This is a genomic window from Streptomyces sp. NPDC053750 (assembly GCF_044544295.1).
Lineage (GTDB): Bacteria > Actinomycetota > Actinomycetes > Streptomycetales > Streptomycetaceae > Streptomyces.
Genome location: NZ_JBITXB010000003.1, coordinates 521,364 through 543,573 on the forward strand (window position 1 = coordinate 521,364; position 22,210 = coordinate 543,573).

Annotated in this window: 19 protein-coding genes and 2 pseudogenes; 12 read left to right on the forward strand and 9 right to left on the reverse strand. The window is 71.3% G+C overall.

Annotated elements, in window-relative coordinates:
- Nucleotides 1-292: 292 nt before the first annotated feature.
- The gene (locus tag ACIGO6_RS11705) at nucleotides 293-448 is read left to right on the forward strand and encodes a hypothetical protein (RefSeq protein WP_399874572.1); all 156 of its coding nucleotides are present in this window, start codon (nucleotides 293-295) and stop codon (nucleotides 446-448) included.
- Between the two features lie 296 nt (nucleotides 449-744).
- On the opposite strand, the gene ACIGO6_RS11710 is transcribed toward ACIGO6_RS11705, so the two are convergent.
- Nucleotides 745-1,773, reverse strand: coding sequence for an AraC family transcriptional regulator (locus ACIGO6_RS11710; protein WP_399874573.1), 1,029 nt, complete (start codon nucleotides 1,771-1,773; stop codon nucleotides 745-747).
- 71 nt (nucleotides 1,774-1,844) lie between these two features.
- Between ACIGO6_RS11710 and ACIGO6_RS11715 the strand changes: the two genes are divergently transcribed.
- Nucleotides 1,845-2,642, forward strand: a complete 798-nt coding sequence (locus ACIGO6_RS11715) for an alpha/beta hydrolase (RefSeq protein WP_399874575.1) — start codon at nucleotides 1,845-1,847, stop codon at nucleotides 2,640-2,642.
- Between the two features lie 1,428 nt (nucleotides 2,643-4,070).
- A complete protein-coding gene (locus ACIGO6_RS11720) occupies nucleotides 4,071-4,853 on the forward strand; it encodes an IS5 family transposase (protein ID WP_399874576.1) in 783 nt (260 codons plus the stop codon).
- Here ACIGO6_RS11720 and ACIGO6_RS11725 read toward each other — a convergent pair.
- The 3 genes and pseudogenes from ACIGO6_RS11725 to ACIGO6_RS11735 form a co-directional block, all read right to left on the reverse strand.
- The gene (locus ACIGO6_RS11725) at nucleotides 4,819-5,304 is read right to left on the reverse strand and encodes a hypothetical protein (protein WP_399874578.1); all 486 of its coding nucleotides are present in this window, start codon (nucleotides 5,302-5,304) and stop codon (nucleotides 4,819-4,821) included. The genes ACIGO6_RS11720 and ACIGO6_RS11725 overlap by 35 nt on opposite strands.
- 111 nt (nucleotides 5,305-5,415) lie before the next feature.
- The gene (locus tag ACIGO6_RS11730; protein WP_399874579.1) at nucleotides 5,416-6,489 is read right to left on the reverse strand and encodes a DUF6907 domain-containing protein; all 1,074 of its coding nucleotides are present in this window, start codon (nucleotides 6,487-6,489) and stop codon (nucleotides 5,416-5,418) included.
- 160 nt (nucleotides 6,490-6,649) lie between these two features.
- A pseudogene (locus tag ACIGO6_RS11735) lies at nucleotides 6,650-6,942 on the reverse strand (IS5/IS1182 family transposase); the annotation flags it as partial.
- Between the two features lie 139 nt (nucleotides 6,943-7,081).
- Here ACIGO6_RS11735 and ACIGO6_RS11740 point away from each other — a divergent pair.
- From ACIGO6_RS11740 to ACIGO6_RS11755, 4 genes are all read left to right on the forward strand, one after another.
- Nucleotides 7,082-7,807, forward strand: coding sequence for a hypothetical protein (locus ACIGO6_RS11740; protein WP_399874580.1), 726 nt, complete (start codon nucleotides 7,082-7,084; stop codon nucleotides 7,805-7,807).
- A gap of 273 nt (nucleotides 7,808-8,080) precedes the next feature.
- The gene (gene rsgA / locus ACIGO6_RS11745) at nucleotides 8,081-9,247 is read left to right on the forward strand and encodes a ribosome small subunit-dependent GTPase A (protein WP_399874582.1); all 1,167 of its coding nucleotides are present in this window, start codon (nucleotides 8,081-8,083) and stop codon (nucleotides 9,245-9,247) included.
- 81 nt (nucleotides 9,248-9,328) lie between these two features.
- The gene (locus tag ACIGO6_RS11750; protein WP_399874584.1) at nucleotides 9,329-10,747 is read left to right on the forward strand and encodes an AlkA N-terminal domain-containing protein; all 1,419 of its coding nucleotides are present in this window, start codon (nucleotides 9,329-9,331) and stop codon (nucleotides 10,745-10,747) included.
- Nucleotides 10,744-11,289 (forward strand): methylated-DNA--[protein]-cysteine S-methyltransferase, encoded by a 546-nt coding sequence (locus tag ACIGO6_RS11755; protein WP_399874586.1) that lies wholly within the window; start codon nucleotides 10,744-10,746, stop codon nucleotides 11,287-11,289. Before ACIGO6_RS11750 ends, ACIGO6_RS11755 begins: the two co-directional genes overlap by 4 nt.
- On the opposite strand, the gene ACIGO6_RS11760 is transcribed toward ACIGO6_RS11755, so the two are convergent.
- Both ACIGO6_RS11760 and ACIGO6_RS11765 read right to left on the reverse strand, forming a co-directional pair.
- Complete coding sequence (locus tag ACIGO6_RS11760; RefSeq protein ID WP_399874587.1) at nucleotides 11,278-11,760, reverse strand: DUF456 domain-containing protein; 483 nt, start codon at nucleotides 11,758-11,760, stop codon at nucleotides 11,278-11,280. The genes ACIGO6_RS11755 and ACIGO6_RS11760 overlap by 12 nt on opposite strands.
- A 60-nt stretch (nucleotides 11,761-11,820) precedes the next feature.
- Complete coding sequence (locus ACIGO6_RS11765) at nucleotides 11,821-12,804, reverse strand: helix-turn-helix domain-containing protein (RefSeq protein ID WP_399874589.1); 984 nt, start codon at nucleotides 12,802-12,804, stop codon at nucleotides 11,821-11,823.
- Between the two features lie 1,214 nt (nucleotides 12,805-14,018).
- Here ACIGO6_RS11765 and ACIGO6_RS11770 point away from each other — a divergent pair.
- The 3 genes from ACIGO6_RS11770 (at nucleotide 14,019) to ACIGO6_RS11780 (ending at nucleotide 17,354) form a co-directional block, all read left to right on the forward strand.
- The gene (locus tag ACIGO6_RS11770) at nucleotides 14,019-15,035 is read left to right on the forward strand and encodes a protein phosphatase 2C domain-containing protein (protein ID WP_399874591.1); all 1,017 of its coding nucleotides are present in this window, start codon (nucleotides 14,019-14,021) and stop codon (nucleotides 15,033-15,035) included.
- Between the two features lie 28 nt (nucleotides 15,036-15,063).
- Nucleotides 15,064-16,806: a pyruvate dehydrogenase gene (locus tag ACIGO6_RS11775; RefSeq protein WP_399874592.1), complete on the forward strand. Its 1,743-nt coding sequence runs from the start codon at nucleotides 15,064-15,066 to the stop codon at nucleotides 16,804-16,806.
- 143 nt (nucleotides 16,807-16,949) lie between these two features.
- Nucleotides 16,950-17,354 (forward strand): ATP-binding protein, encoded by a 405-nt coding sequence (locus ACIGO6_RS11780; RefSeq protein WP_399874594.1) that lies wholly within the window; start codon nucleotides 16,950-16,952, stop codon nucleotides 17,352-17,354.
- A 51-nt stretch (nucleotides 17,355-17,405) separates the two neighbouring features.
- On the opposite strand, the gene ACIGO6_RS11785 is transcribed toward ACIGO6_RS11780, so the two are convergent.
- Together ACIGO6_RS11785 and ACIGO6_RS11790 are read right to left on the reverse strand one after the other, a co-directional pair.
- Nucleotides 17,406-18,458 carry a DUF2637 domain-containing protein gene (locus tag ACIGO6_RS11785; protein ID WP_399874596.1) on the reverse strand — a complete coding sequence of 351 codons (1,053 nt, stop codon included), beginning with the start codon at nucleotides 18,456-18,458 and terminating at the stop codon, nucleotides 17,406-17,408.
- 214 nt (nucleotides 18,459-18,672) lie between these two features.
- The gene (locus ACIGO6_RS11790) at nucleotides 18,673-19,518 is read right to left on the reverse strand and encodes a (2Fe-2S)-binding protein (protein WP_399874598.1); all 846 of its coding nucleotides are present in this window, start codon (nucleotides 19,516-19,518) and stop codon (nucleotides 18,673-18,675) included.
- Nucleotides 19,519-19,688: 170 nt separating this feature from the next.
- Here ACIGO6_RS11790 and ACIGO6_RS11795 point away from each other — a divergent pair, with 170 nt between their 5' ends.
- Entirely contained in the window at nucleotides 19,689-20,510 is an 822-nt protein-coding gene (locus ACIGO6_RS11795; RefSeq protein ID WP_399874600.1) for a GntR family transcriptional regulator, read from the forward strand.
- A gap of 67 nt (nucleotides 20,511-20,577) precedes the next feature.
- Here ACIGO6_RS11795 and tnpA read toward each other — a convergent pair.
- Nucleotides 20,578-20,909: pseudogene (tnpA, locus tag ACIGO6_RS11800) on the reverse strand (IS200/IS605 family transposase); the annotation flags it as partial.
- 139 nt (nucleotides 20,910-21,048) lie between these two features.
- Here tnpA and ACIGO6_RS11805 point away from each other — a divergent pair.
- Nucleotides 21,049-22,206, forward strand: a complete 1,158-nt coding sequence (locus ACIGO6_RS11805) for an RNA-guided endonuclease InsQ/TnpB family protein (protein ID WP_399874601.1) — start codon at nucleotides 21,049-21,051, stop codon at nucleotides 22,204-22,206.
- Nucleotides 22,207-22,210 lie beyond the last annotated feature (4 nt).

Genomic DNA, 22,210 nt, shown 5'->3' on the forward strand with positions numbered 1-22,210 from the left:
CGGCGCACGGTCGGTGAGTCGACGGGGAACGATCTCCAAGCCGCTGAGTCTTGCCTGATCGGACCGACTTGTGAACGCCCCGGATCGTGTGCCGGGACAGCTCCGCCACCTACGCCGAAGCCGTGCGCCGCGCCTCGCCCGATGCGGCACAGGTCAGCGACCGACCCCCACCCACAAGACCGGCCCCGCGTTCACCAAGCCGGTCGACCCACTTCTGGGGCAGGCGATCGAGCCTTGGCAGGCGGTCTGCCTAGCCCAGGCCGTGATCCTCGACCCGGAGATCAACGAGCGCGTGAACTTTCTGTTCGCTTTCCGTGCCCACCGGGTCTCCAAGCACTACATCAACGAGACGATCATCCCGATGCTCTTCCGCAAGGCCGGCGTCTCCACCGCAGATGTCCGCGGCAACATCACCAGCCACCGGGCCCGTTCCACCATCGCCAGCTAGGACGTGTCCGGTCGATCATCCGAGTGCGGGATGCCGCGTCTGCGCGAGTAGGTGCGGCACGCGTTCCAGGATCCGCTGGCCGACCACCGTCGGGACCGTCCATGGCCCGAAGCGCTTGGCAGGCTGTGCCGGTGCATGTCGCTCCGCGCCTGGCGCAGGATTCCGTCTATCCCTTGCTGGCAGCCCGCCACCGGCCGCAAGGCCGGTGGCTCGACGTGCAACAAGGGCCGCGGCTGTTCCTGGTCGGCTCTTGTCGGATCCCTCATGTCCGAACCGCCGAAGAGGGTGCGCCAGAGTCATGTGTTCGGCTGAGCCGTTTCTGAGCCTTGGCGGAGCTGTTTGGGAGTAGTTGAGAACCAGCGGCGGCAGGCGCGGGTCAGCGCGGACTGTTCGGAGTAGCCGAGGGCGGCGGCGACCTGGGTGAGAGGGAGGTTGGTCTCGCCCAGGAACCGGCTCGCTGCCCGTTTGTAGACGTCGTCGCGAATGGCCTCGAAGGTGGTTCCCTCATCGAGTAGCCGGCGTTGCAGGGTCCGCGGGTGGAGTACGAGGAGGGAGGCGATCTCGCCTTTGGTGCCGCGATGGGCGCCCATCGTGACGACGAGGATGTGGGCGACCCGGTCCGACAGAGGGGCGGTGTGCGGGGCGACGCGGGTCGCGATGTGTTCGAGGGCTGCCTGGCGCAGTGCCGGTGCCGTTGGTGCGAGGTCCAGGTCGAGGCCGCCGGCGGGGAAATGGAGTCCGGCGTAGGGCTGGCCGAAGTGGACCGGTGCACTGAAAAACCGTCGGTAGGCGTCAGAGCCGGCGAGCGGGGTGTGCGGCAGGGTGACGGCGACAGGGCGCAGCCGGTCCTGAGTGAGGGCCCGCGCCAGCCGCCACGTGCTTCCCAGGCATCCGTCGAGCAGTTGGCGCACGGGTGTGCCCACGTTGAGGCGGGCCTCGAACCGCAGGCTCGCGCACCCGGCGAACATCGGACTCGTACGGTCGAGGACCACCTCGTAGCTCGGGCTGTGGAGAAACAGGTAGCGGGAGGCGTCGCTGATCGCCCTGCCGATCGTCGGACTGTTCATCAGCACCACGGCCAGCAGGCCCAGCACCTCCGGCGGCTGTTCGTCGACGAGGCGCAGCCCGAAGTCCGGGCAGTCCGTGGTCGCGGCAGTGTCGGCGAGGAGCCCGGCCACGGCGCCGAGGGGGATCGGGTGGTCGGGCTCGGTCAGATCGTGCAGGCCCAGCCCGTGACGGCATAGGAGACGGGCCGGGTCCGCGCCGAGCCTCCGCACGAGGTCGACATAGCCGTGAAGGGCTGCCGCACGCACCACACCGCTCATGGCCACGACGCTGCCCGGCGGTGTCTCGAAATGTCAAGAACGGCGTCCAGGCCCGACCTACCCTCCTCGCCATGACCCGCAACGTGCTCCTCGTCCACGGCACCTGGTGCAACGGTGACAACTGGGGCGACTTCGCCACCGAACTCAAACGGCGCGGCTACACCGTGCACGCGCCGACTCTGCGCCATCACGGCGCGCCGGACAAGTCCGACGCCCGGACCAACGCCCGGAAGGTCGGCAAGGTCGGCCTCCTCGACTACGTCGCCGACCTCTCCGAACTGGTCAAGACCATGGACACTCCCCCGATCGTGGTCGGGCACTCCATCGGCGCGCTGCTCGCCCAACTGCTTGCCGCGCGCGTCCGCACGGCCGGGCTGGTTCTGCTCGGTCCCGCGCCGAGCGCCGGCATGTGGAACGCGTACCCGACGATGTTCCGCCTGTGGGCCCGCTACCTGCCCCAGTGGCTGGCGGGACGGCCTATGTACCCAGTGCCATGGAAGGCGTGGACGACGTTGATCTGCAACACAACGCCACAGGACATCCAGGAGTCGTACTACGCCACGCTCTGCGCCGAGTCGGGCACCGCGTACCGGCAGATGTCCCTGTGGTTCTTCGATCCCGCCCGTACCGCACGCGTCGACTTCGACGCCGTCAACGCGCCCGTCCTCGTCGTGACGGGCTCCGAGGACAAGTGCACAGTGCCGCGGATCGGCAAGGTCACAAGTCGGAAGTACGGAATGCGGGGCACCTACGTCGAACTGGCCGGCTCCGACCACATGATGACCGTCGGCGCCTTCCTGCCGCGAACCCTCGCCGCTTTCGACAACTGGGCGCACTGCAATGAGATCACACCCGTCGGCCGGACCTGACGAGAGCACTTGCCCGATCGATCATGTGACCAACGATGGTGTTGGTGACGCGCTGCATGGGGCGCCAGCGGTGGCTGAGTTCGGCGGTGGCACGTGGTCGGGGCGCTAACGCCTACCGGCATTCCGGGTAAACAGGGTCCAGTGCCAGGCGGCCCCACGGTGACGGGTGTCGAACTCGTTCACTTCTATCCAGCCAGCTTTCCATTTCCCCCTACCGTGATACTTCGCCCGGCATGAGCACTGGCAGTTGGGACCTGCTGCGTGACGGCAGGCTCCGTTGCACCTCTCGAACGGGTTGAACTCCCGCCCAAGCATGATCACCGAGTTGTATCGAAGGAGATGCCGCGCCAGCTCGAGGAAGTGACGGGTGGGCACACTCCAACACCCCCGTCTTTCGTTCCATTTGAGACCGTGTGTGCTCGGCAAGAAGCGGCCGATGAACCGCCGTTGCTCCCCTCGGTTCTTTCCAGGGAGCCACACGTCTGCCGGGCCCGAGCCGGGAAGCATCACGGCCACGTAGTGTCGGCCTTCATGCATAGGGAGCAGCTCTGGCGCTGGCACTGGGTCGTCATCATGGGAATTCGCAGTGCGGGAGGCGGTGTCGTGGACGGCACGAAGTTTCTGGCTGCGCTTGGCCTTCGCCGCCGATTCGGCCTGATAGCGCTCCAATTCCGCGCCTCTCAACCAGCGCACGTGTGCGGATGAGCGGTAGGTCGCTGGACAGAGGGAGGATGAGTACGTCTCCCTCCAGTGCGGAACGATGATGCCGCTTCGGAGAACCACGATCTGGTGACAGAAGCGACATATGGGCGCACGATCCAAGACGTCCGACCTCCGGTGCGGCGGAAGCGGCCAGCCACCCCCTGCTCTTATCCACATATACCAACGGTGTGCGGGGTGCAGGGCGTAACCAAGGATTTTGGCAAGTGCTTCTTGGCCAGACGTAGGCGAACTGCGCAACGGGATCCGGGTAACGTGTCCTCGATCGTTCGTGAGTCCCCGGTGGCCTCCTGACCGGGGCTCGGTGCTTGTGCAGAGCGCCCTTCCGGGCTGGTCGGCACTGGATATGGACTGACTCTTGGCTTGGTCAAAGCTGGGCCCAGGCCGCGGGCCGGCGGTGAGGTCGCCGTGTCTGGGTCGTCTCAGGGCCTGGGCTAAGAAGCCGTTGTTGTACCGATCTTGATGGACGTGGGTTCGACGGTGGGAACTCGGTCGGGTGGTCTTGCCGCATGCCGAGCATGAAGACAGGGCCTCTGGTGCAGCTCGGGGTTGTCGAGACCTTGAACGCGCCAGGAGGCCCTGTTGTCGCAGTTGTACGCCCTCGCGCCAGTCGGCTCCAACTCGGCTGCTCGGGAGTGTGATTGTCTCGCCCACCGGTTCGGGAACGCCGGGAACAACCCGCACAGGCGTCCGAGATACCCCTCGGACATGACGGACGCGGAATGGGCCGTCGTGCGGGACGCGATGCCCGTGCCTTCCTGGCTGGAGGGCCGCGGTGGGCAGCCGGAGGGCTACTGCCACCGCCAGCTGGTCGACGCGGTGCGCTACCTGGTCGCGGGTGGCATCACCTGGAGGGCGATGCCGGCGGACTTCCCCGCCTGGGACCGCGTCTACGCGTTCTTCCGGCGCTGGCGGGACAAGGGCCTGGTCGCCGAGCTCCACGACCGGTTGCGGGATCGGATCCGCGAGGCGTCGGGCCGCGATCCGGAGCCGACCGCGGGCGTCATCGACGCCCAGTCGGTGAAGGCGGCGGCGTCGGTGCCGGCCGCAAGCCGGGGCTTCGACGGCGGGAAGAAGGTGAACGGCCGCAAGCGGCACATCGCCGTGGACACCCTCGGGCTGCTGCTGACGGTGCTGGTCACCGCCGCATCCGTCACCGACCGCGAGGCCGGCGGGACGCTGCTGGAGCGGCTGCGTCAGCGGCACTGGCGCATCTCGCTGGTGTGGGCCGACGGCGGCTACACCGGACGCCTGGTCGACATCGCCCGCGACGTTCTGCAGATCGCGTTGACCGTGGTCAAACGCGGCGACGACGCCACCGGCTTCACTGTGCTGCCCAAGAGGTGGCTGGTCGAGCGGACGTTCGCGTGGCTGATGCGCTCACGCCGCCTGGCCCGCGACTACGAGACCCGCGCCGACACCTCCGAGGCGATGATCCGGTGGTCGATGAGCATGGTCATGAGCCGCCGGCTCGCCCGGCGACCGTGCTGAACATTCCCGGGCGTTCCTCGGCCAGCCAGCCCCGCGCGGCCAGGCGCTTCACCTTCGAGCGAACTCCCTCGACTTTCGCCGCGACCACCTCCAGCCCCAGGGCCGCCGCGAGCTGTCGGCAGTCCATCGCCTCCCCGCCCCGATCGACCAGGATCTCCACGAGCCGCTGGTAGTCCGGCGCCAGCGAGTCGAGAGCGAGCCCTTTCCTCCAGGCGGGAACCACCGATCCGGGCACCGCCTTGGTGACCCGCGCAGGCCGGTGACCGGCCAGCTCGGCCAGGAGCGCCTTCTCGCCTGCAGGAGGTTCTGCCAGGACCTCGGCCACCGTCTGACGGGCGATCACGAACCGTTCCCACGCGGCTTCCGCCTCTTGCAGCTCGGACTGCAGGGCCTCCACCCGTTGCCGGGCAGCACGCTCACGCTCTTCCAGCAGCCCCATCACCGACGGCATCCGGCACCTCCACCGCAGAGACGACACGACGCCCCGTCTCTGCCACCGAGGCACCAGCACCATGCCTGACCAGCGGAAATGCACTCGCCACTATCGGAAAGACAACGGCTTCTAAGCGGCATGCTCCGGCGAGTTGCGGATCGCCTGGATCCGGCGGTCCTCCGCCTCACGGTCCAGACGTGCGATCTCGGGGTCGCCCACGAAGTCGTCTCGCGTGAGCTCCTCCGCTTGCTGGATCACATGCTCCAGCCGGTTGACGAAGTCTCGCATCTCCTCCAGCGCGCCACGCGCCTCGGCCGGGCTCAGCTCGCCCACGTGGACGCCGTAGCCCAGCCAAACCTGAGTGTGGCGACCGTACGCCTGCGGTTTGTCGTTGCTAATGACGACCTGCGCGGAGAGCCACGGGAGCCGGTCTTCATACCCGCTGGAGTCGATGGCAGCGCCTTGCAGATTGGTCCGCACAGGGAGGCCGCCGTGCCACTCTGCGCCGCACGGCGCCGCGTGGTCGTTGATGCACCACGGGGGACAGTCCCAGTGAAGCGTCCACTCCGGGCCGCGTTGGGCGGCGGTGAGTGGGAGACCGGACGCCTCGACGCACGTGCGGCAGACCTTGACGTCCGCGCCAGTCATGTCTTGGACGCTGCGGAAGCTCAGGAGGGCATCGGCAGGGAAGTACAGAAGTGCGGTGTCGTCCAGCTCGTCGCTGCAGGTGACGCAGCGGCCGACCGTGTGGACGTCGTCGAATGCCACAGTCACCTCGTCGGCCGGGGCGACAACGGTGCGGCGGCCGTCGACGGTCCTGATTTCAGCGAGATCCAGGGACGGGTCGTCAGTCAGTTGGAGGTGGAGGCCGAGACGCTCGCACTCCTGTATGAGCCTGGGGAGGTAGACGTTGTTCTCGGCCTGCTTGCGCAGGAGTTCGGCCACGTGTGCGATTGCGACCTTCGGGTCGACCGCTTCGTCACCGAGGCTGACGATCAGATTGTGAAAGGCGTCCAGTCCAGGGCGGCCGAGTCCGGCGGCATTGGCCTCGGCGTAGTACTGCTCCAGTTGGAGAATGGTCCGGGCGGCGTCCGCATCCAGTTGCTTGCTACGGGCCGAGTCCTTTGCAGTGCCGTTGACTGGCCGCGAGGCGACAGGAATAGGGTGCTGATCATCTGTGGCGTCCGTGCCCAGAATTCTCATGGAGACTGCTCCTTCATGGGATTACGTGAACCCTTCCTATCGGCGTAGTTGTACTGATGGGCCCGGTCGAGGCGTGTGGTCCTCGTTCGGGTGATGCTGATTCAGATGCCAGTTGGCTCCTGGCAGAGGACGCGTACGATGCCGCCTTTCATGAGCATCTTCAGCGTTGCCTCTCCAGGGTGAGGACGGCCTTGGCGACTGACGCCATGCGGTTGTGGTTGGTCCGGGATCTTCGGAAGCTCCGCCAGAACTTCAGCAGTGCCATGCCCCGTTCGACGGGTGCCAGGGGAGGAGGCCAGCTTTCGATGGGGCGTCTGCTGCGCGTGTGGAGGGGCAACTGCCCGCCGGGCGGCCGTCTGCGCCCGGTGGTGCCCCAAGGGCTGGCGCCCTGGTAGGTGCGGTCGGCCAGGACGGGCACGCCTGGCGTTCGCAGATCCGGATGATCCAGTGGGTGCTGATGAGCCTGATCAGGCCATCCTCAGACGGGATGGCGCGCCGCCGGCGTCTCTCTACATGCGAATTCCGGTTCGGCCAAGCGCTGAGTGCTCCAGATCATCGGAGGCCCGGAACCTCGCGTCGTCGGAGGAAGACCATGGCTCACCACTTGCACCACAACCCCAGTCGGGATCAGACGCCTGATGGTGATGGGGCGGATCTGACGGGCGTATCCGGAAGTCATTCCGTGGGCCGCTTCCACGTGGCGCGACAGCGGGGTGGAAGGCCCATTGCGATGTCGGCATGGCGCGTCACTACGGAGGACCCGGCGGTGGCCGATGCTTTGGGCAGGCTTTATGGAGGTGTGCCGCAACTGATGGACACCGGGGACGAGCGTGTCGTAGAGGTCCTGACCTGCTGTGATCGCGTACCTGTCCTCCTGGAGGGCAGTGAAGCTGTCTCGCTTCGCATGGTGATGCGCGGGGGCGGGAGGGCTTTCCACGTCTGTGACGGAGCCTGGTTCCTGGAGCCGGCAAGTGCACGCGGATCGCTGTGCGGTTGTCCGGTGAGGCTGGCCGACCGCAAGGTGGCGGCCCAGGCGGGTCGTGGGCCGATGCCGGAGGTTCGTATCGGCTTCCGGCTGGCGGCTCGGCCCGAGCTAGGGGTTTTCTCCCTCGTATCTACTTCGTGGGAACTCGCCGCCGAGCTGCCCGCGTTGACTGCCGCCCTGGACGTGGCGGCTGGTCCCGCCTCGGGAGTGCTGCGGTACGAACTGGTGGAGATCACCACGCGCTCCGGGGTCGCCGTGAGCTACCGGCGGCCGGTCATCGAGGTCGGTAACACTCGGACCCTCGTCCAGGACGCTGTACGACTCGCGGCATGACGTCGGTCCGGCGGCAGCCGATGTCGTGCGAGACCGGTGTTTAATCGGTGGTGCCGCGCCCTGGGGCGGGGCTAGGGTGCTGCTCGGCCGTTCCCGAGGGGACGGTGTCGGATCGTTGAGAAGAAGCAGGAGGTGAGGACGTTGATGACTGTCACGGTGACGGGCACGGCCCGCAATCAGGAGTTCATCGTTCCCACCTCTGTGGTCTCCGGCTGACACCACTCGACTTGCGCGCAGAGCGCGCCGCCGGGGCCACCCTTCGAAGGGTCCCCCTTGTTCAACGCTTCACCCAACACGTCTTCCGTTTCCGACGCTCAGCAGGTCCTCGCCACCTATGGCTGGGACGAAGGCTGGGAGGCCGAGTTCGCCCCATACGCCGCCCAAGGACTCGTCCCCGGCCGGGTCGTGCGGGTCGACCGCGGTCAGTGCGACGTCGCCACCCCCGCCGGCGTTGTCCGTGCCGACACCGAGTTCGTCGTTCCTCGTGATCCGATGAAGGTCGTCTGCACGGGGGACTGGGTTGCCGTCGATCCCGAGGGCGGTAGTCCGCGGTACGCGCGCACGATCCTCCCGCGCCGTACGGCCTTCGTACGGTCGACGTCGTCCAAGCGTTCCGAAGGCCAGGTGCTGGCCACTAACATCGATCACATCATCATCTGTGTGTCGCTCGCGGTCGAACTCGACCTCGGGCGGATCGAGCGGTTCCTCGCGCTTGCGATGTCCAGTTCGAGCGGTGAGGCACTGCTGCACAAGTCGGCACTCTCCTGGGAGTCGGGGGCGCAGCCCCTGGTCGTGCTCACCAAGGCCGACCTGGTGACCGACCCGGTGACGCTGGCGTACCTCGTCCAGGACGTGGAGACCACCGCGCCCGGTGTGCCGGTGCTGCCGGTCAGCGCCACGCACGGGGAAGGGCTCGACGTCCTCACCGCCCTGGTCGGCGGCGGTACGGCGGTGCTGCTCGGGCAGTCCGGGGCGGGCAAGTCCACCCTCGCCAACGCGCTGCTCGGCGAGGACGTCATGGACGTCCGGGCCGCCCGCGACGTCGACGGCAAGGGCCGGCACACCACCACCACCCGCAACCTCCTCGCCCTGCCCGGCGGGGGAGTGCTGATCGACACCCCCGGACTGCGGGGCGTCGGGCTCTGGGACGCGGGCACCGGCGTCGGGCAGGTGTTCGCCGAGATCGAGGAGCTGGCCCGCGACTGCCGGTTCCACGACTGCGCCCACGAGAGCGAGCCGGGCTGCGCCGTCCTCGCCGCCATCGACAGCGGTGAACTGCCCGAGCGGCGGCTGGAGAGCTACCGAAAGCTGATGCGGGAGAACCAGCGCATCGTGGCCAAGACCGACGCCCGGATGCGGGCCGAGCTCCGCAAGGAGTGGAAGCGCCGGGGCGCCATCGGCAAGGCGGCGATGGAGGCCAAGCGGGGCCGCTTGCGGTAGCCGGTCCACCGAGGGCGTGTCCGCAACGTCGTGTCCGATTTCCGCCAGCCCGGACCTCCGGTCTGGCGGAGACTGGAGGGCGTGAGGGAGACCGCGGAGCACGAGACGGTGCTGGACAGCAGGTACGAGGCCGTACGCAGTCGGGACGCCCGGTTCGACGGCGCGTTCTTCTTCGCCGTCGAGACGACCGGCATCTACTGCCGGCCCAGCTGCCCGGCGGTGACGCCGAAACGGCGCAACGTGCGGTTCTTCCCGACGGCCGCCGCCGCGCAGGGCTCGGGCTTCCGGGCCTGCCGGCGGTGCCGCCCGGACGCCGTGCCGGGCTCGGCGGAATGGAACGTCCGCGCCGACGCCGTGGGCCGCGCCATGCGGCTGATCGGCGACGGCGTCGTCGACCGCGAGGGCGTCGCCGGACTGGCCGTCCGGCTCGGCTACAGCGCCCGGCAGGTGCAGCGCCAGCTCACCGCCGAGCTCGGCGCCGGGCCCGTCGCCCTGGCCCGTGCGCAGCGGGCGCACACCGCGCGCGTCCTGCTGCAGACCACCGGTCTGCCGGTCACCGAGATCGCGTTCGCGTCCGGATTCGCCAGCGTGCGGCAGTTCAACGACACGATCCGGGCCGTGTACGCGGCCACCCCGAGCGCGCTGCGCGCCGCCGCCCCGGCCCGCGACCGGGCCTCCCGGCGGACGGCCACCCCCTCCGCCGGAATCCCGCTGCGGCTCGCCCACCGGGGCCCCTACCGGGCCGGACCCGTCTTCGACCTGCTCGAGGAGGAGGCCGTCGCGGGAGTCGAGGAGGTGAGCGGTCCACCGGGCCGCCGCGTCTACCGGCGCACCCTGCGACTGCCGTACGGCACCGGGATCGTCGCCGTCGACGAACGCCCCGGCACTCCGCGCACCGGCACCGGCGGCTGGCTCGACGCCCGCCTCCACCTCACCGACCTCCGCGATCTGACCACCTCCGTACAGCGGCTGCGGCGGCTGTTCGACCTCGACGCCGACCCGTACGCCGTCGACGAGCGGCTCGGCGCCGACCCCCGGCTCGCCCCGCTGGTCGCCGCCCGCCCCGGGCTGCGCTCGCCGGGCGCCGCCGACCCCGAGGAACTCGCGGTGCGGGCCCTGGTGGGGCGCACGGAGGCCGAGCGGCTGGTCCAGCGGTACGGCAAGACGCTCGACGCGCCCTGCGGCACCCTCACCCACCTCTTCCCCGAGGCGGCCGTCCTCGCCGAGGCCGAGCCGGACGGCACCGCGGGCGCGCTCGCCGCCGCCCTCGCCGACGGCGCCGTACGCCTGGACCCGGGCGCCGACCGGGACGACGCCGAGCGCGCGTTGCTCGCCGTACCCGGGCTGGACGCCCGTACCGCCGCCGTCGTCCGCACCCGCGCCCTCGGCGACCCGGACGTCGCCCCGCCCGACCGGGCCGTGCCCGACACCTGGCGCCCCTGGCGCTCGTACGCCCTGAACCACCTGCGCGCAGCAGGAGAGTGGGAGCAGAACCGATGACCCCGACGACCACGCCCACCGACGACCCCACCGACCCCGCGGCCGCTTCCGTGACGTACTGGAGCGCGATCGACAGCCCCGTCGGGCGGCTGCTGCTCACCGCCGGCCCGGACGGGGCGCTCACCTCCCTGTCCGTGCCCGGGCAGAAGGGCGGCCGCAGCGTCCAGGACGGCTGGCGGCACGACGCCGGGCCCTTCCGGGAGGCCGAGGAGCAGCTCGTCGCCTACTTCGCCGGGGAGTTGACGGAGTTCCGGCTGCCGCTGCGGGCCGAGGGCACCGCCTTCCGCGAGCGCGTGTGGGCCGCCCTGGACGACGTGCCCTACGGGGCGACCACGACGTACGGCGAGATCGCCGCGCGCATCGGGGCCTCCCGGCCCGCGGTCCGCGCCGTCGGCGGCGCGATCGGCGCCAACCCGCTGCTGATCCTGCGGCCCTGCCACCGGGTGATCGGCGCCGACGGCTCCCTGACGGGGTACGCGGGCGGTCTGGAACGCAAGACGCGGCTGCTCGCTCTCGAGGGCGCCGCCCCGCTAGCCGGCTAGCACCGCCCCCAGCCAGGCCCCGGTGATCAGCAGGCAGGCGAACAGCTCCGTCAGCAGGCCGGAGCCGCCCGAACGCAGCACCGTCCGCAGCGCCGCCATCGCCTCGCCGTGCCGGCCGAGCCGCAGCCGTTCGGCGAGGTAGATGCCGCCCAGGAAGCCGGGGATCGCGCCGAGCACGGGGATCAGGACGAAGCCGAGCAGGGCGCCCGCGCCCGCGTACGCCGTGACCCGGTGGGTGGCGTCGTCCGCGCGCAGCCGTCGGGGCGGCAGCGTCCAGCGCACCGCCTGGGACAGGAGCAGCACCACCGTGGCACCGACCAGCACGGCCCAGGCGACCGGCTGCGGATCCTTCAGCGCCCACCACAGGACCCCGGCCCAGACCAGCCACGCCCCGGGAACGCCCGGGAGCAGCACGCCGCACAGCCCGAGCAGGATGACCAGGCCGCACAGCAGGAGGTCCCACGCTCCCATCTGTCCAGAGTGCAGGAGCCGGGCGCGGTCCGCAGCCGTCCGGCGCGGGCGGGGTCCCGCTCAGCTCCTGCGGGCCACCCAGTCCCGTTCGTAGGCGTGCCAGCCCAGCTGGAGCCTGGTCGTCACCCCGGCCAGTTCCATCAGGCGCTTCACCCGGCGCTGCACGGTCCTCAGACCCAGATCGAGCTGTTTGGCGACGCTCGCGTCGGTCAGGCCGGCCAGCAGCAGGGAGAGGATCTCCAGGTCGGTGCCGTCGGGCCCGTCCGGGCCGTGCTCGGTCACGCCGGACGTGCCGAGCCGCAGCGGGAGGGCGTCCCGCCACACCGACTCGAACAGGCCGCACAGCAGTTCCAGCAGGCCGCTCGCGTGCACCACCAGCGCGGCCGGCTCCGAGGAGTGCGTGGTCAGCGGCACCAGGGCGAGCGACCGGTCGGCGACCACCAGCTTGGTCGGTACCTGGTCCACCACCCGTACCTGCTCGTCGCGGCCCAGCGCGGCGGTCAGCTCCGCGATCCCGGTGGGCAGGTCCAGTACCGACCGTTCGACCACCACCCGGTAGCGGACCCCGCGTCCGGCGGCCTGTTCCTCCGCGTCGTTCTCCATGCCGGTGACGGCGACCGGCTTGCCGGTGACCAGCGCGCAGACCTCGTCGCTCGCGCCCAGCTGGAGCTGGAGGAAACGCCGGGCGACCGCCGCGGCGCCGATCACCACCTCCACCAGGTCGTGGACGGCGGGCTCGGCCGCCGCCGCACGGTACTCCTCGGCCAGCATCGCCGTCGCCAGCTCCGCCTTCTCCAGCTCGTGCCGATGCTGGGTGAGCAGCGCGCCGAGCGCCACCCCGGGCGGCGCGGCGACCCAGCGGCCGGGCCGGGCCGGTGACTGGGCCGCGAGCCCGTGCTGTTCCAGCCGGCGCAGCGCCCGCTCGGTGTCCTGCTCGCCCAGCGCGAGGCGCCGGGCCAGATCGGGCACGTCGGCCGCTCCCACGGACACCAGCGCCCGGTACGCCGACTCGTGCGTGTCCTCCAGCCCCAGCACTCCCAGCATCAGGCGTCGTCCCTCCCCGAGAACCAAGCTCACCACCATCCGCACGCTCTGCGCGGAGCGACCGTGGCGGAAAACGGCCACGGCGCAAACCCGCCTCGGAACATCATCGCCGTAGCGGCGGACACTCTGCCAAGGTGGCCTCGCCGGGCGGTTCTCCCGTGGGGGGTGGAACCGCCCGGCCGCCCCGTCTCGCAACGCTGTTCGAGGCGTCCCCCGATACGCCGACCGGCGCGCGCCGGTGCGTCGGATTTTCCGGATGCCCCGTTTTCATCCGGCTCCCTCGGTGGACAATCGGGAGCATGAGTCAGCAGGGGGGAAGGCCCACCGGTCCTGAGGACGACTGGTGGGGGCAGCTGTACGACGACTCCACCGGCGACACCGGCCCCACGGCCGCGCCCGATTCCCTGGACGACCGGTTCGCCTCGGCGGCGGGGACGGTGACGGGCCGACCGGAGGCCGGCGTCCGTGACGGGACGGTGGCGGGCCGGCCGGCCCCGGGGGCCCGCGACGGTGCGGAACCGCCCGGGACGCCGGGCGCCCGCGACAGCCGTACGCCCCCCGAGTCGCCGCACCCTCCCCCCGCCGACCGAACCCCTCCTCCTCGTCCGGCCGAGCCGCCTCCCACGGTCCCCGGCCCCCGCACCCCCGGCCCACCGTGGGCAGGGCAACCGGCCGCCACGGAAGAGCCACCCGCCCCCGGCGATGCGCCGCCCCCCGACGACCGCTCCGACACCGGCCCCTTGCCGCCCCCACCCCCACCCCCGTTCCTCCCGGCCCAGCCTCCGCCGCCCCTGCCTCCGTGGGACGCTCCTCCAACGCCTGCGCCGCTGCCGCCGCGCACGGCGCCCGCCGAGCCTGCGGCTCCGCCCCCGCGGCCTGCTCCCGCAGAGCCCGCCCCTGCGCCCCCGCCGTCCGCTCCCGCAGAGCCCGCCTCCCCGCCGCCGCGCACGGCGCCCACCCGGCCTGCGTCTGGGCGAGGGAGGGGCGGGGCTGCCGAGCCCGATCCGTCCTTGGCCGCGTGGGACGCTCCCGCAGCGCCTGCGCCGCTGCCGCCGCCCACGGCAACCGAAGGGCCGCCCACCTCTGCGCCCCCGCCGACTGCTCCCGCAGGCCCCGCCTCCCCGCCGCCGCGCGCCGCGCCCCCAGAGCCTGCGTCCTCGCCGCCCCCGCACGCTCCCGCCGAGCCCCTGCCGTCCCGGCAGGGCGGTGACGCCGTGTCCCCGGTCCCCGCTCGGGACTACGTCGGTTCCGGGCCGCCCACCTACGATGCCGAGCCCACCGCGCTGCCGGCCGCCGATCCCGACGGGCTGGACGGGTTGGTGGCGGACACCGTGCTGGACGGTGCCCGGTACGGGGCGTGCACCCTGCGGGCCGTGTCCGCGCGGGGGGACTCCGCGCGGTACCGGGGTGACCCGCGCCGTGATGCGCTGCTCGTCGCCCGCTTCGGTGCGGGGGAGCAGGCGCTGGTCCTCGTGGCGATGGCGACCGGCGCCCGCGCGACCGCCGGCGCGCACCTGGCCGCCGCCGAGGTCTGCCGGTGGATCGGCCGGGCCGTGGGCCGCAGCCACGCCCGCCTCGCCGAGGACCTGCGCACGGCCCGGCGCGGCGAGCTGAAGTCCGGCCTGCACCGCCTCACCGACCGCAGCCTCGGCAGGCTCCGCGCCGGCGCCGCGGAACAGGGCCTGGCGCCCGACGCGTACGCGGCCACCCTGCGCTGTCTGCTGCTGCCCGCCGACCCGCGCTGCCGTACGCGCGTGTTCTTCGGCGTCGGCGCGGGCGGACTTCTCCGGCTGAGGGACGGGGCCTGGCAGAACATGGAACCCCGCTCCGGAGACGTCACCGGCGAGCCCGTCGTCGGGTTCGGCTCGACACCGCGCTCGACACCGGGCGAGAAGCAGAACGCGAAGCCGAGCGAGACGCCCGACGGTGACCGGCTCACCCTGGACCTGGGCATCACCACACCGCCCGGTCCGTACGACCAACCGCCCGCCGGGCCACCCCGCGAGCCCTTCCGCTTCCGCGCCTCCATAGCCCGCCCGGGTGACGTGCTCCTGATGTGCACCGCGGGCCTCTCCGAGCCGCTGCTGAGCGAGCCCGAGCTCGGCGAACACCTCACGCGCCGGTGGTCCGGCGCCGCCCCGCCCGGCCTCACGCAGTTCCTCGCCGACGCCCGCACCCGGGTCAAGGGCTACGCCGACGACCGCACGGCCGCCGCCGTATGGGAGGCGTGACGCCGCTCGCTGTGCCATACGTAGAGCCATGGCCAAACAGAACGTCGCGGAACAGTTCGTCGACATCCTCACCCGCGCCGGCGTCAAACGCCTCTACGGAGTCGTCGGCGACAGCCTCAACCCGGTCGTGGACGCCGTGCGCCGCCACTCCGGCATCGACTGGGTGCACGTCCGGCACGAGGAGACCGCCGCCTTCGCCGCCGGCGCGGAGGCCCAGATCACCGGGAAACTGACCGCGTGCGCCGGCTCGTGCGGCCCCGGCAACCTCCACCTCATCAACGGCCTCTACGACGCCCACCGATCCATGGCCCCCGTCCTCGCCCTCGCCTCGCAGATCCCGTCCAGCGAGATCGGTCTCGGCTTCTTCCAGGAGACCCACCCCGACCAGCTGTTCCGCGAATGCAGCCACTACAGCGAGCTGATCTCCAGCCCGAAGCAGATGCCCCGGCTGCTCCAGACCGCCATCCAGCACGCCGTCGGCCAGGGCGGCGTCAGCGTCGTGTCCCTGCCCGGCGACATCGCGGACGAGCCCGCGCCGGAGAAGGCCGCCGAGACGGCCCTCGTCACCTCCCGGCCGACCGTCCGCCCCGGCGACGAGGAGATCGACCGGCTGGTGCGGCTGATCGACGACGCCGACAAGGTCACCCTGTTCTGCGGCAGCGGCACCGCCGGCGCGCACGCCGAGGTCATGGAGTTCGCCGGGAAGGTCAAGGCGCCGGTGGGGCACGCCCTGCGCGGCAAGGAGTGGATCCAGTACGACAACCCGTACGACGTCGGGATGAGCGGTCTGCTCGGGTACGGCGCCGCTTACGAGGCCACCCACGAGTGCGACCTGCTGATCCTGCTCGGCACGGACTTCCCGTACAACGCCTTCCTGCCCGACGACGTGAAGATCGCCCAGATCGACGTCCGGCCCGAGCGCCTCGGCCGGCGTTCCAAGCTGGACCTCGCGGTGTGGGGCGACGCGAAGGAGACGCTGCGCTGCCTGATCCCGCGGGTGAAGGAGAAGAAGAGCCGCCGCTTCCTCGACCGGATGCTCAAGAAGCACGCCGACGCGCTGGAGGGCGTCGTCAAGGCGTACACCCGCAAGGTCGACAAGCACGTACCGATCCACCCCGAGTACGTCGCCGCCGTGCTCGATGAAGTGGCCGACGACGACGCCGTGTTCACCGTCGACACCGGCATGTGCAATGTGTGGGCCGCCCGCTACATCTCGCCCAACGGGCGCCGCCGCATCATCGGTTCCTTCTCGCACGGCTCGATGGCCAACGCGCTGCCGATGGCGATCGGCGCCCAGTTCACCGACCGGCGCCGACAGGTCGTGTCGATGTCCGGCGACGGCGGCTTCACCATGCTGATGGGCGACTTCCTCACCCTCGTCCAGCACGACCTGCCGGTGAAGGTCGTCCTCTTCAACAACTCCTCGCTCGGCATGGTCGAGCTGGAGATGCTGGTCGCGGGCCTGCCCTCGTACGGCGTGGGCAACGTCAACCCGGACTTCGCCGCCGTCGCCGAGGCCTGCGGTGCCTTCGGGGTGCGGGTCGAGAAGCCGAAGGAACTGGCGGGGGCGCTGAAGGCCGCGTTCAAGCACAAGGGCCCGGCCCTCGTCGACGTCGTCACCGACCCCAACGCCCTGTCCATCCCGCCCAAGATCAGTGCCGACATGGTCACCGGGTTCGCCCTGTCCGCCTCCAAGATCGTGCTGGACGGCGGTGTCGGGCGCATGCTCCAGATGGCCCGCTCCAACCTGCGCAACGTGCCACGGCCATGACCGGACGGATCGGACCGACCAGACCGCCCGGACAAGCGCTTGCCCGGAATCGACATGACTGTCCGGGGTCCGAACGGGCAAGGCTTCCCCAGTGAGAGTGTTCGAACGGGAGGGGGAGCGACATCAGTACGCGGACGGGGGCCATGAAGGGACACAGGGCACCACAACTCAGGAGACGGCTCGGGCGGGCGGATCTGCGGGCGGTGCCCGAGACCCGGCGGGCCCTGCGTGAGCTGCTGCGGCACTGGGGCGGCCCGGGCCGCTCGGAGATAGCGGAGCTGCTCACCAGCGAGCTCGTCACCAACGCGCTCGTCCACACCGACGACGGCGCCGTCCTGACCGCCACGGTCGGACCACGCGCGCTCCGGGTGGAGGTGCGGGACTTCGTCGGCCGGCTGCCCCGGCCGCGGGCGCCCGATCCGGAGGAGAGCACCAACGGCAGGGGCCTGGTCCTCGTGCAGTCCCTCGCCGACGACTGGGGCGTGCTGCCCTGCGAGGGCGAGGCGGGCAAGTCGGTCTGGTTCGAACTGGACGCCGAGGCCGCCTGAGGCGCCGGAACCCCGGCGCTTCACCCACTGGCCGAACTGCTGCTCCAGGTCCTAGCCGAACTGCTGCTCCAGGTCCTTCAGCTTGCGCTCCAGGGAGTCCAGGCGCGGCAGGGCCTGCGTGTCGTCCTCCGCGGTGAGGTCGACGGTGACCTGGTCAGCTCCGCCCCGCACGGGCTGCAGGGAGGGACGCCGGCTTACGGGCAGTTGCTCCGGGGTGGGTATGGCAGGCTCCGCGGTGGCCCGCTCGGAGCCGCGCTCCACCTGCTGCACCTCGACCTCGACCGGCCGGCCGCCGCGGCCGGGGAAGCCCCGGTGGCCGTGGCCCCGGCTGATCGCCTTCAGCTGGGCCCGCTCGCGGCGCTCCTGCTCGCGGCGGCGCTGCTTGGCCTCCTCCTTCTGGCGCCGGTCGTCGCGCACCTCCTCGACCGCCTCGTCGAGGCTGCGCACGCCCTCCAGGAGCATCAGCGACCAGGCGCGGTACGTCTCCCGGGGCGCGCGCAGCCAGCGGACCATGCGGATCTGCGGCAGCGGACGCGGCACCAGGCCCTGTTCGCGCAGGGCGGCGCGGCGGGTCTGCTTCAGGGCGCGGTCGAACAGCACCGCCGCCGACAGGGACATGCCCGCGAAGAAGTGCGGGGCTCCCGCGTGGCCGATGCCGCGGGGCGCGTGCACCCAGTTGAACCAGGCCGCCGCGCACGCGAACGCCCACACGAGGATGCGCGAGCCGAGCGCCGCGTCACCGTGGCTGGCCTCGCGCACCGCGAGCACGGAGCAGAACATCGCCGCCCCGTCGAGGCCGAACGGGACCAGGTACTGCCAGCCGCCGCTCAGGCCGAGGTTCTGCTCACCGAAGCCGACCAGACCGTGGAAGGAGAGCGCCGCGGCGACCGCGGCGCAGCAGAAGAGCAGGACGTACGAGACGCTGCCGTAGACGGCCTCCTTGCGTCTGCGGCGCTCCTCCGCGCGCTCCCACGAGTCGTCCGCGCCCGCGTCCTTCCCCGAGGATCGCTTGCCGCGCGCGAGCACCGCCACCGCCGCCAGCATGCCCAGGAGCAGCACGGCGCCCGGAAGCAGCCAGTTCAGCGATATGTCGGTCAGTCTCATCAGGGGTCCCTCGCGTTGGGATGGGGCGTAACGCCCGCCATGGTGGCCCAAACCCGATGGCCCTCAGGGGGTTTCGGGGCAAGAGGACGCCAAGGGGGTGCGAGGGGGATGCCGGGGACGGCCTTCGGCTCGAACTACCGTGTGAGGAGTGGTGGTTGGGTTCGAATGAGGTCGCCTGTGCGGGCGGCTGCGGGGAGGCTCCCGCGGTGCCCGCTCAAACCGCCGCGGCGAGCAGCTTGCTGACGCGGTCGGTGTCGCAGGTGCGCGGGCAGGTGGCGCAGGTGTCCTCGGGGCGCAGGGTGTAGAACATGCAGCAGCTCGCCCGGTCCCGGGTGTGCAGCGGTTCGCCGTTCGGCCCCTTCAGCTCGCGGAACGCCGCGGTGCCGACGTACGGCTTGGTCGCGCCCGGCAGCAGCAGCTCCAGCTCCTCTCGGGCCCGCTCCTGGTCGCCGAGCAGATGTGCGACGTACCACAGGCTCTCGACGACCTCGTCGGTCGCCATGCCCCACAGGGCGCGTCCGCGGCGTCGCATACGCGGTCCGAAGCCCGCCAGTACCGGTTCCAGGTGCTCGGCGACGGCCGACCGCACCTCGGCGCGCAGCGCCTCCTCGTCGGCGACCACATGGGCGCCGGGCAGCTCGGCGGCGGGGTCGCCGGGCAGGCAGGCGAAGCCGGTGGGGCGCGCGGCCAGCCGGCCGAGCGGGAACCCGTCGGCGGTGCGGTTGTAGGCGACGTGAGCGGCCGGGTAGCGGGGCACCCGGCGGTGCAGGAACCACGGCACGGTGATCAGCAGACAGGCCGGCCACGCGTACCGGTGCAGTCCGAAGCTCGCCACCACGTCCGGCCGGGCCCGCTGCCCGTAGTCCCGCAGCACCTGGGCGTCGTCCCAGGCGAGGAACGCCTCCAGCCCTGCCCCGCCCGCCGCGAGCGCGTCGGCCGCGAACCAGCCGCCGCCGCCCGGCAGGTCGTCGCCCGCGCCCAGTTCGGTGACGCCCAGCCCCGGAAGGACCTCTGACAGGCGCGCGTAGGCGTCCGCGACGGCCGAGCGGGTGACAGGCATGCGGGACCACCGATCCACGTCAGGACAACGGGCTTGCTTGAGGTAAGCCTTACCTTACCCGTGATCCTCGGAATGTGAACTGTGCGGGCCGGTGCCCTTAGGGTGCTTGACGGACAAGCGACAACCCGCCGTAATGGCCCCAAGTACCGACACGTCCCGTAGGAGGACCCGTGAAGCCGAGCACGCAGGGCTCCGCCGGGGCGGGGATCGGACGTATCCGGACCGACGCATCGGTCCGGATCCCGGCCCAGCCCGGCGCCGCTCGGGACCGGGACGACCGGGACCGGGACGGCGGCGGCGCGGGGCCCGTCGGGGACGCGCGCGGCGAGCACACGCACGGCGAACCGCCCCTGCCCCGCCCGCGCCCCCTCGTGCGGCGCTCCTCCGTGCGCGGGCAGGTCCTCGACGCCCTGCGCGCCGCGCTGGCGTCCGGCGAACTGCGCCCCGGCGAGGTCTACTCCGGCCCGGCGCTCGGCGAGCGGTTCGGGGTCTCGGCCACGCCCGTGCGGGAGGCCATGCAGCAGCTGGCCCTCGAGGGCGCCGTCGAGGTCGTCCCCAACCGCGGCTTCCGCGTCGTCGAGCGAGGCGCCCGGGAACTCGCCGAGCTCGCCGAAGTGCGCGCCCTCATCGAGGTCCCGGTCATGCTGCGCCTGGCCCGTACGGTGCCCGCCGAACGGTGGGCGGAGCTGCGCCCCCTCGCCGAGGCCACCGTCCGGGCCGCGTCCGCCGGCTGCCCGGCCACCTACGCCGAGGCCGACCGCGCCTTCCACCGCGCCGTGCTCGCGCTGGCCGGCAACGACCAGCTCGTCCGGATCGCCGGCGACCTGCACCGCCGCGCCCAGTGGCCGCCGGCCGGCGCCCCCGCGGTACGGGGGCGGGCCGACCTGGTCGCCGACGCGCACGAGCACACGGCCCTGCTGGACGCGCTGATCGCCGGTGACCTGGACGTGGTGCGGACCCTGGTGGGGGAGCACTTCACCGGCGCCGGGTGAGCGGCGCCGGCGGGCGGGCAGGGACGACGGCGCGCCTTACCTGGGGTCTTGCAGAAAGCCCCGGTGTTCACGCCGGGGATGGATGCTTCTCAAGGCTGCTCTGACGTGCACCTTGGAGCGCACGTTTCTGCTGCTCGATGTACTGGCGGATGGTCGCCAACGGTGCTCCGCCGCACGATGCGGAGACGTATGAGGGCGACCACAGGTGCTCGTGCGTGATGGCACGGTGGGTCCGGCCGGTGAACTCTCCCCCAGCCTTCGGCCGGGAGGTGCCCCCAGCCGTATCCGGCGGACAGAGACGCCCTTGAGGCTGTTGACCAGCTTGGAGACGGCGACCTTGGGCGGGTAGTGCACGAGGAGGTGGACGTGATCGCGTTCGCCGTTGAACTCCTCCAGCTCCGTCGAAGTACTCGCAGACCTTGCGCCTGATCTCTTCGCAGCACCGAGTGGGCATGTGTCGCCGGAACAGCACATCACTGCCCACTTTCTGTAGTCGTTCACTCCCTGTGTGTGACCGTCGTGTCGTAGGTTCCTGCTCATGCAGCTCCGCTACAACTACCGGGCCTACCCGGACGCCACCCAGCGCCGTGCGCTGGCGAGGGCGTTCGGATGCGCGCGGGTGGTGTGGAACGACTGCCTGCGCGACCGGAAGGAAGCGCACGCGGCGGGGCTGCCGTATGTGAAGTCGGCCGAGCTGTCCCGGCTTCGCATCACCCAGGCCAAGCGCACCGAGGAGCGTGCCTGGCTCGCCGACGTGTCGGCGGTCGTCCTGCAGCAGTCCCTGCGGGACCTGGACACCGCCTACAAGAACTTCTTCGACTCGGTCAAGGGCAAGCGGCCCGGCCGGAAGGTCGGCCCTCCCCGGTACAAGTCGAAGAAGGACACCCGGCAGTCGATCCGCCTGAACGTCAACGCCTTCTCCTTGACCGGCGATGGCACGGTGTACGTGGCCAAGGTCGGCAACCTCAAAGTCACGTGGTCGCGCCGACTTCCCACAGCCCCGACCTCTCTGACCGTCACCAAGGACAGCTGTGGCCGGTACTTCGTCAGCTTCGTCGTGGACACCGAGCCGGACGTCCTCCCCGAGGTGGCAGCGGAGTCCGGGATCGACCTCGGCCTGTCCGCCTTCGCCGTCCTGTCCGACGGCACGAAGATCGACAGCTCCCGCTTCCTGCGCCGGGCCGAGAAGAAGCTCAAGCGTCTTCAGCGGGAGCTGTCCCGCAAGCAGAAGGGGTCGAAGAACCGGGCCAAGGCCCGGATCAAGGTCGCACGCCAGCACGCCAAGGTCGCCGACCGGCGTCGGGACTGGCACCACAAGGCATCCACACAGATCATCCGCGACAGCCAAGCGGTGTTCGTGGAAGACCTCGCGGTGTCCGCCCTCGGCCGCACCCGGCTCGCCAAGTCCGTGCACGACGCGGGATGGTCCGCGTTCGTCGGCATGCTGGAGTACAAGGCGGTCAAACACGGCCGTACCTTCGCCAAGGTGGACCGGGCCTTCCCGTCCTCCCAGGTCTGCTCGGCCTGCGGATTCCGGGACGGCCCCAAGCCTCTGCACGTCCGTGAGTGGACGTGCGGGGCCTGTGGCACGGTGCACGACCGCGACCACAACGCAGCCCGCAACGTCCTGGTCGAAGGACGCCGCATCGTCGCCGCCGGACGGGCGGAGACGCCAAACGCCTGTGGGCGCCGGTAAGACG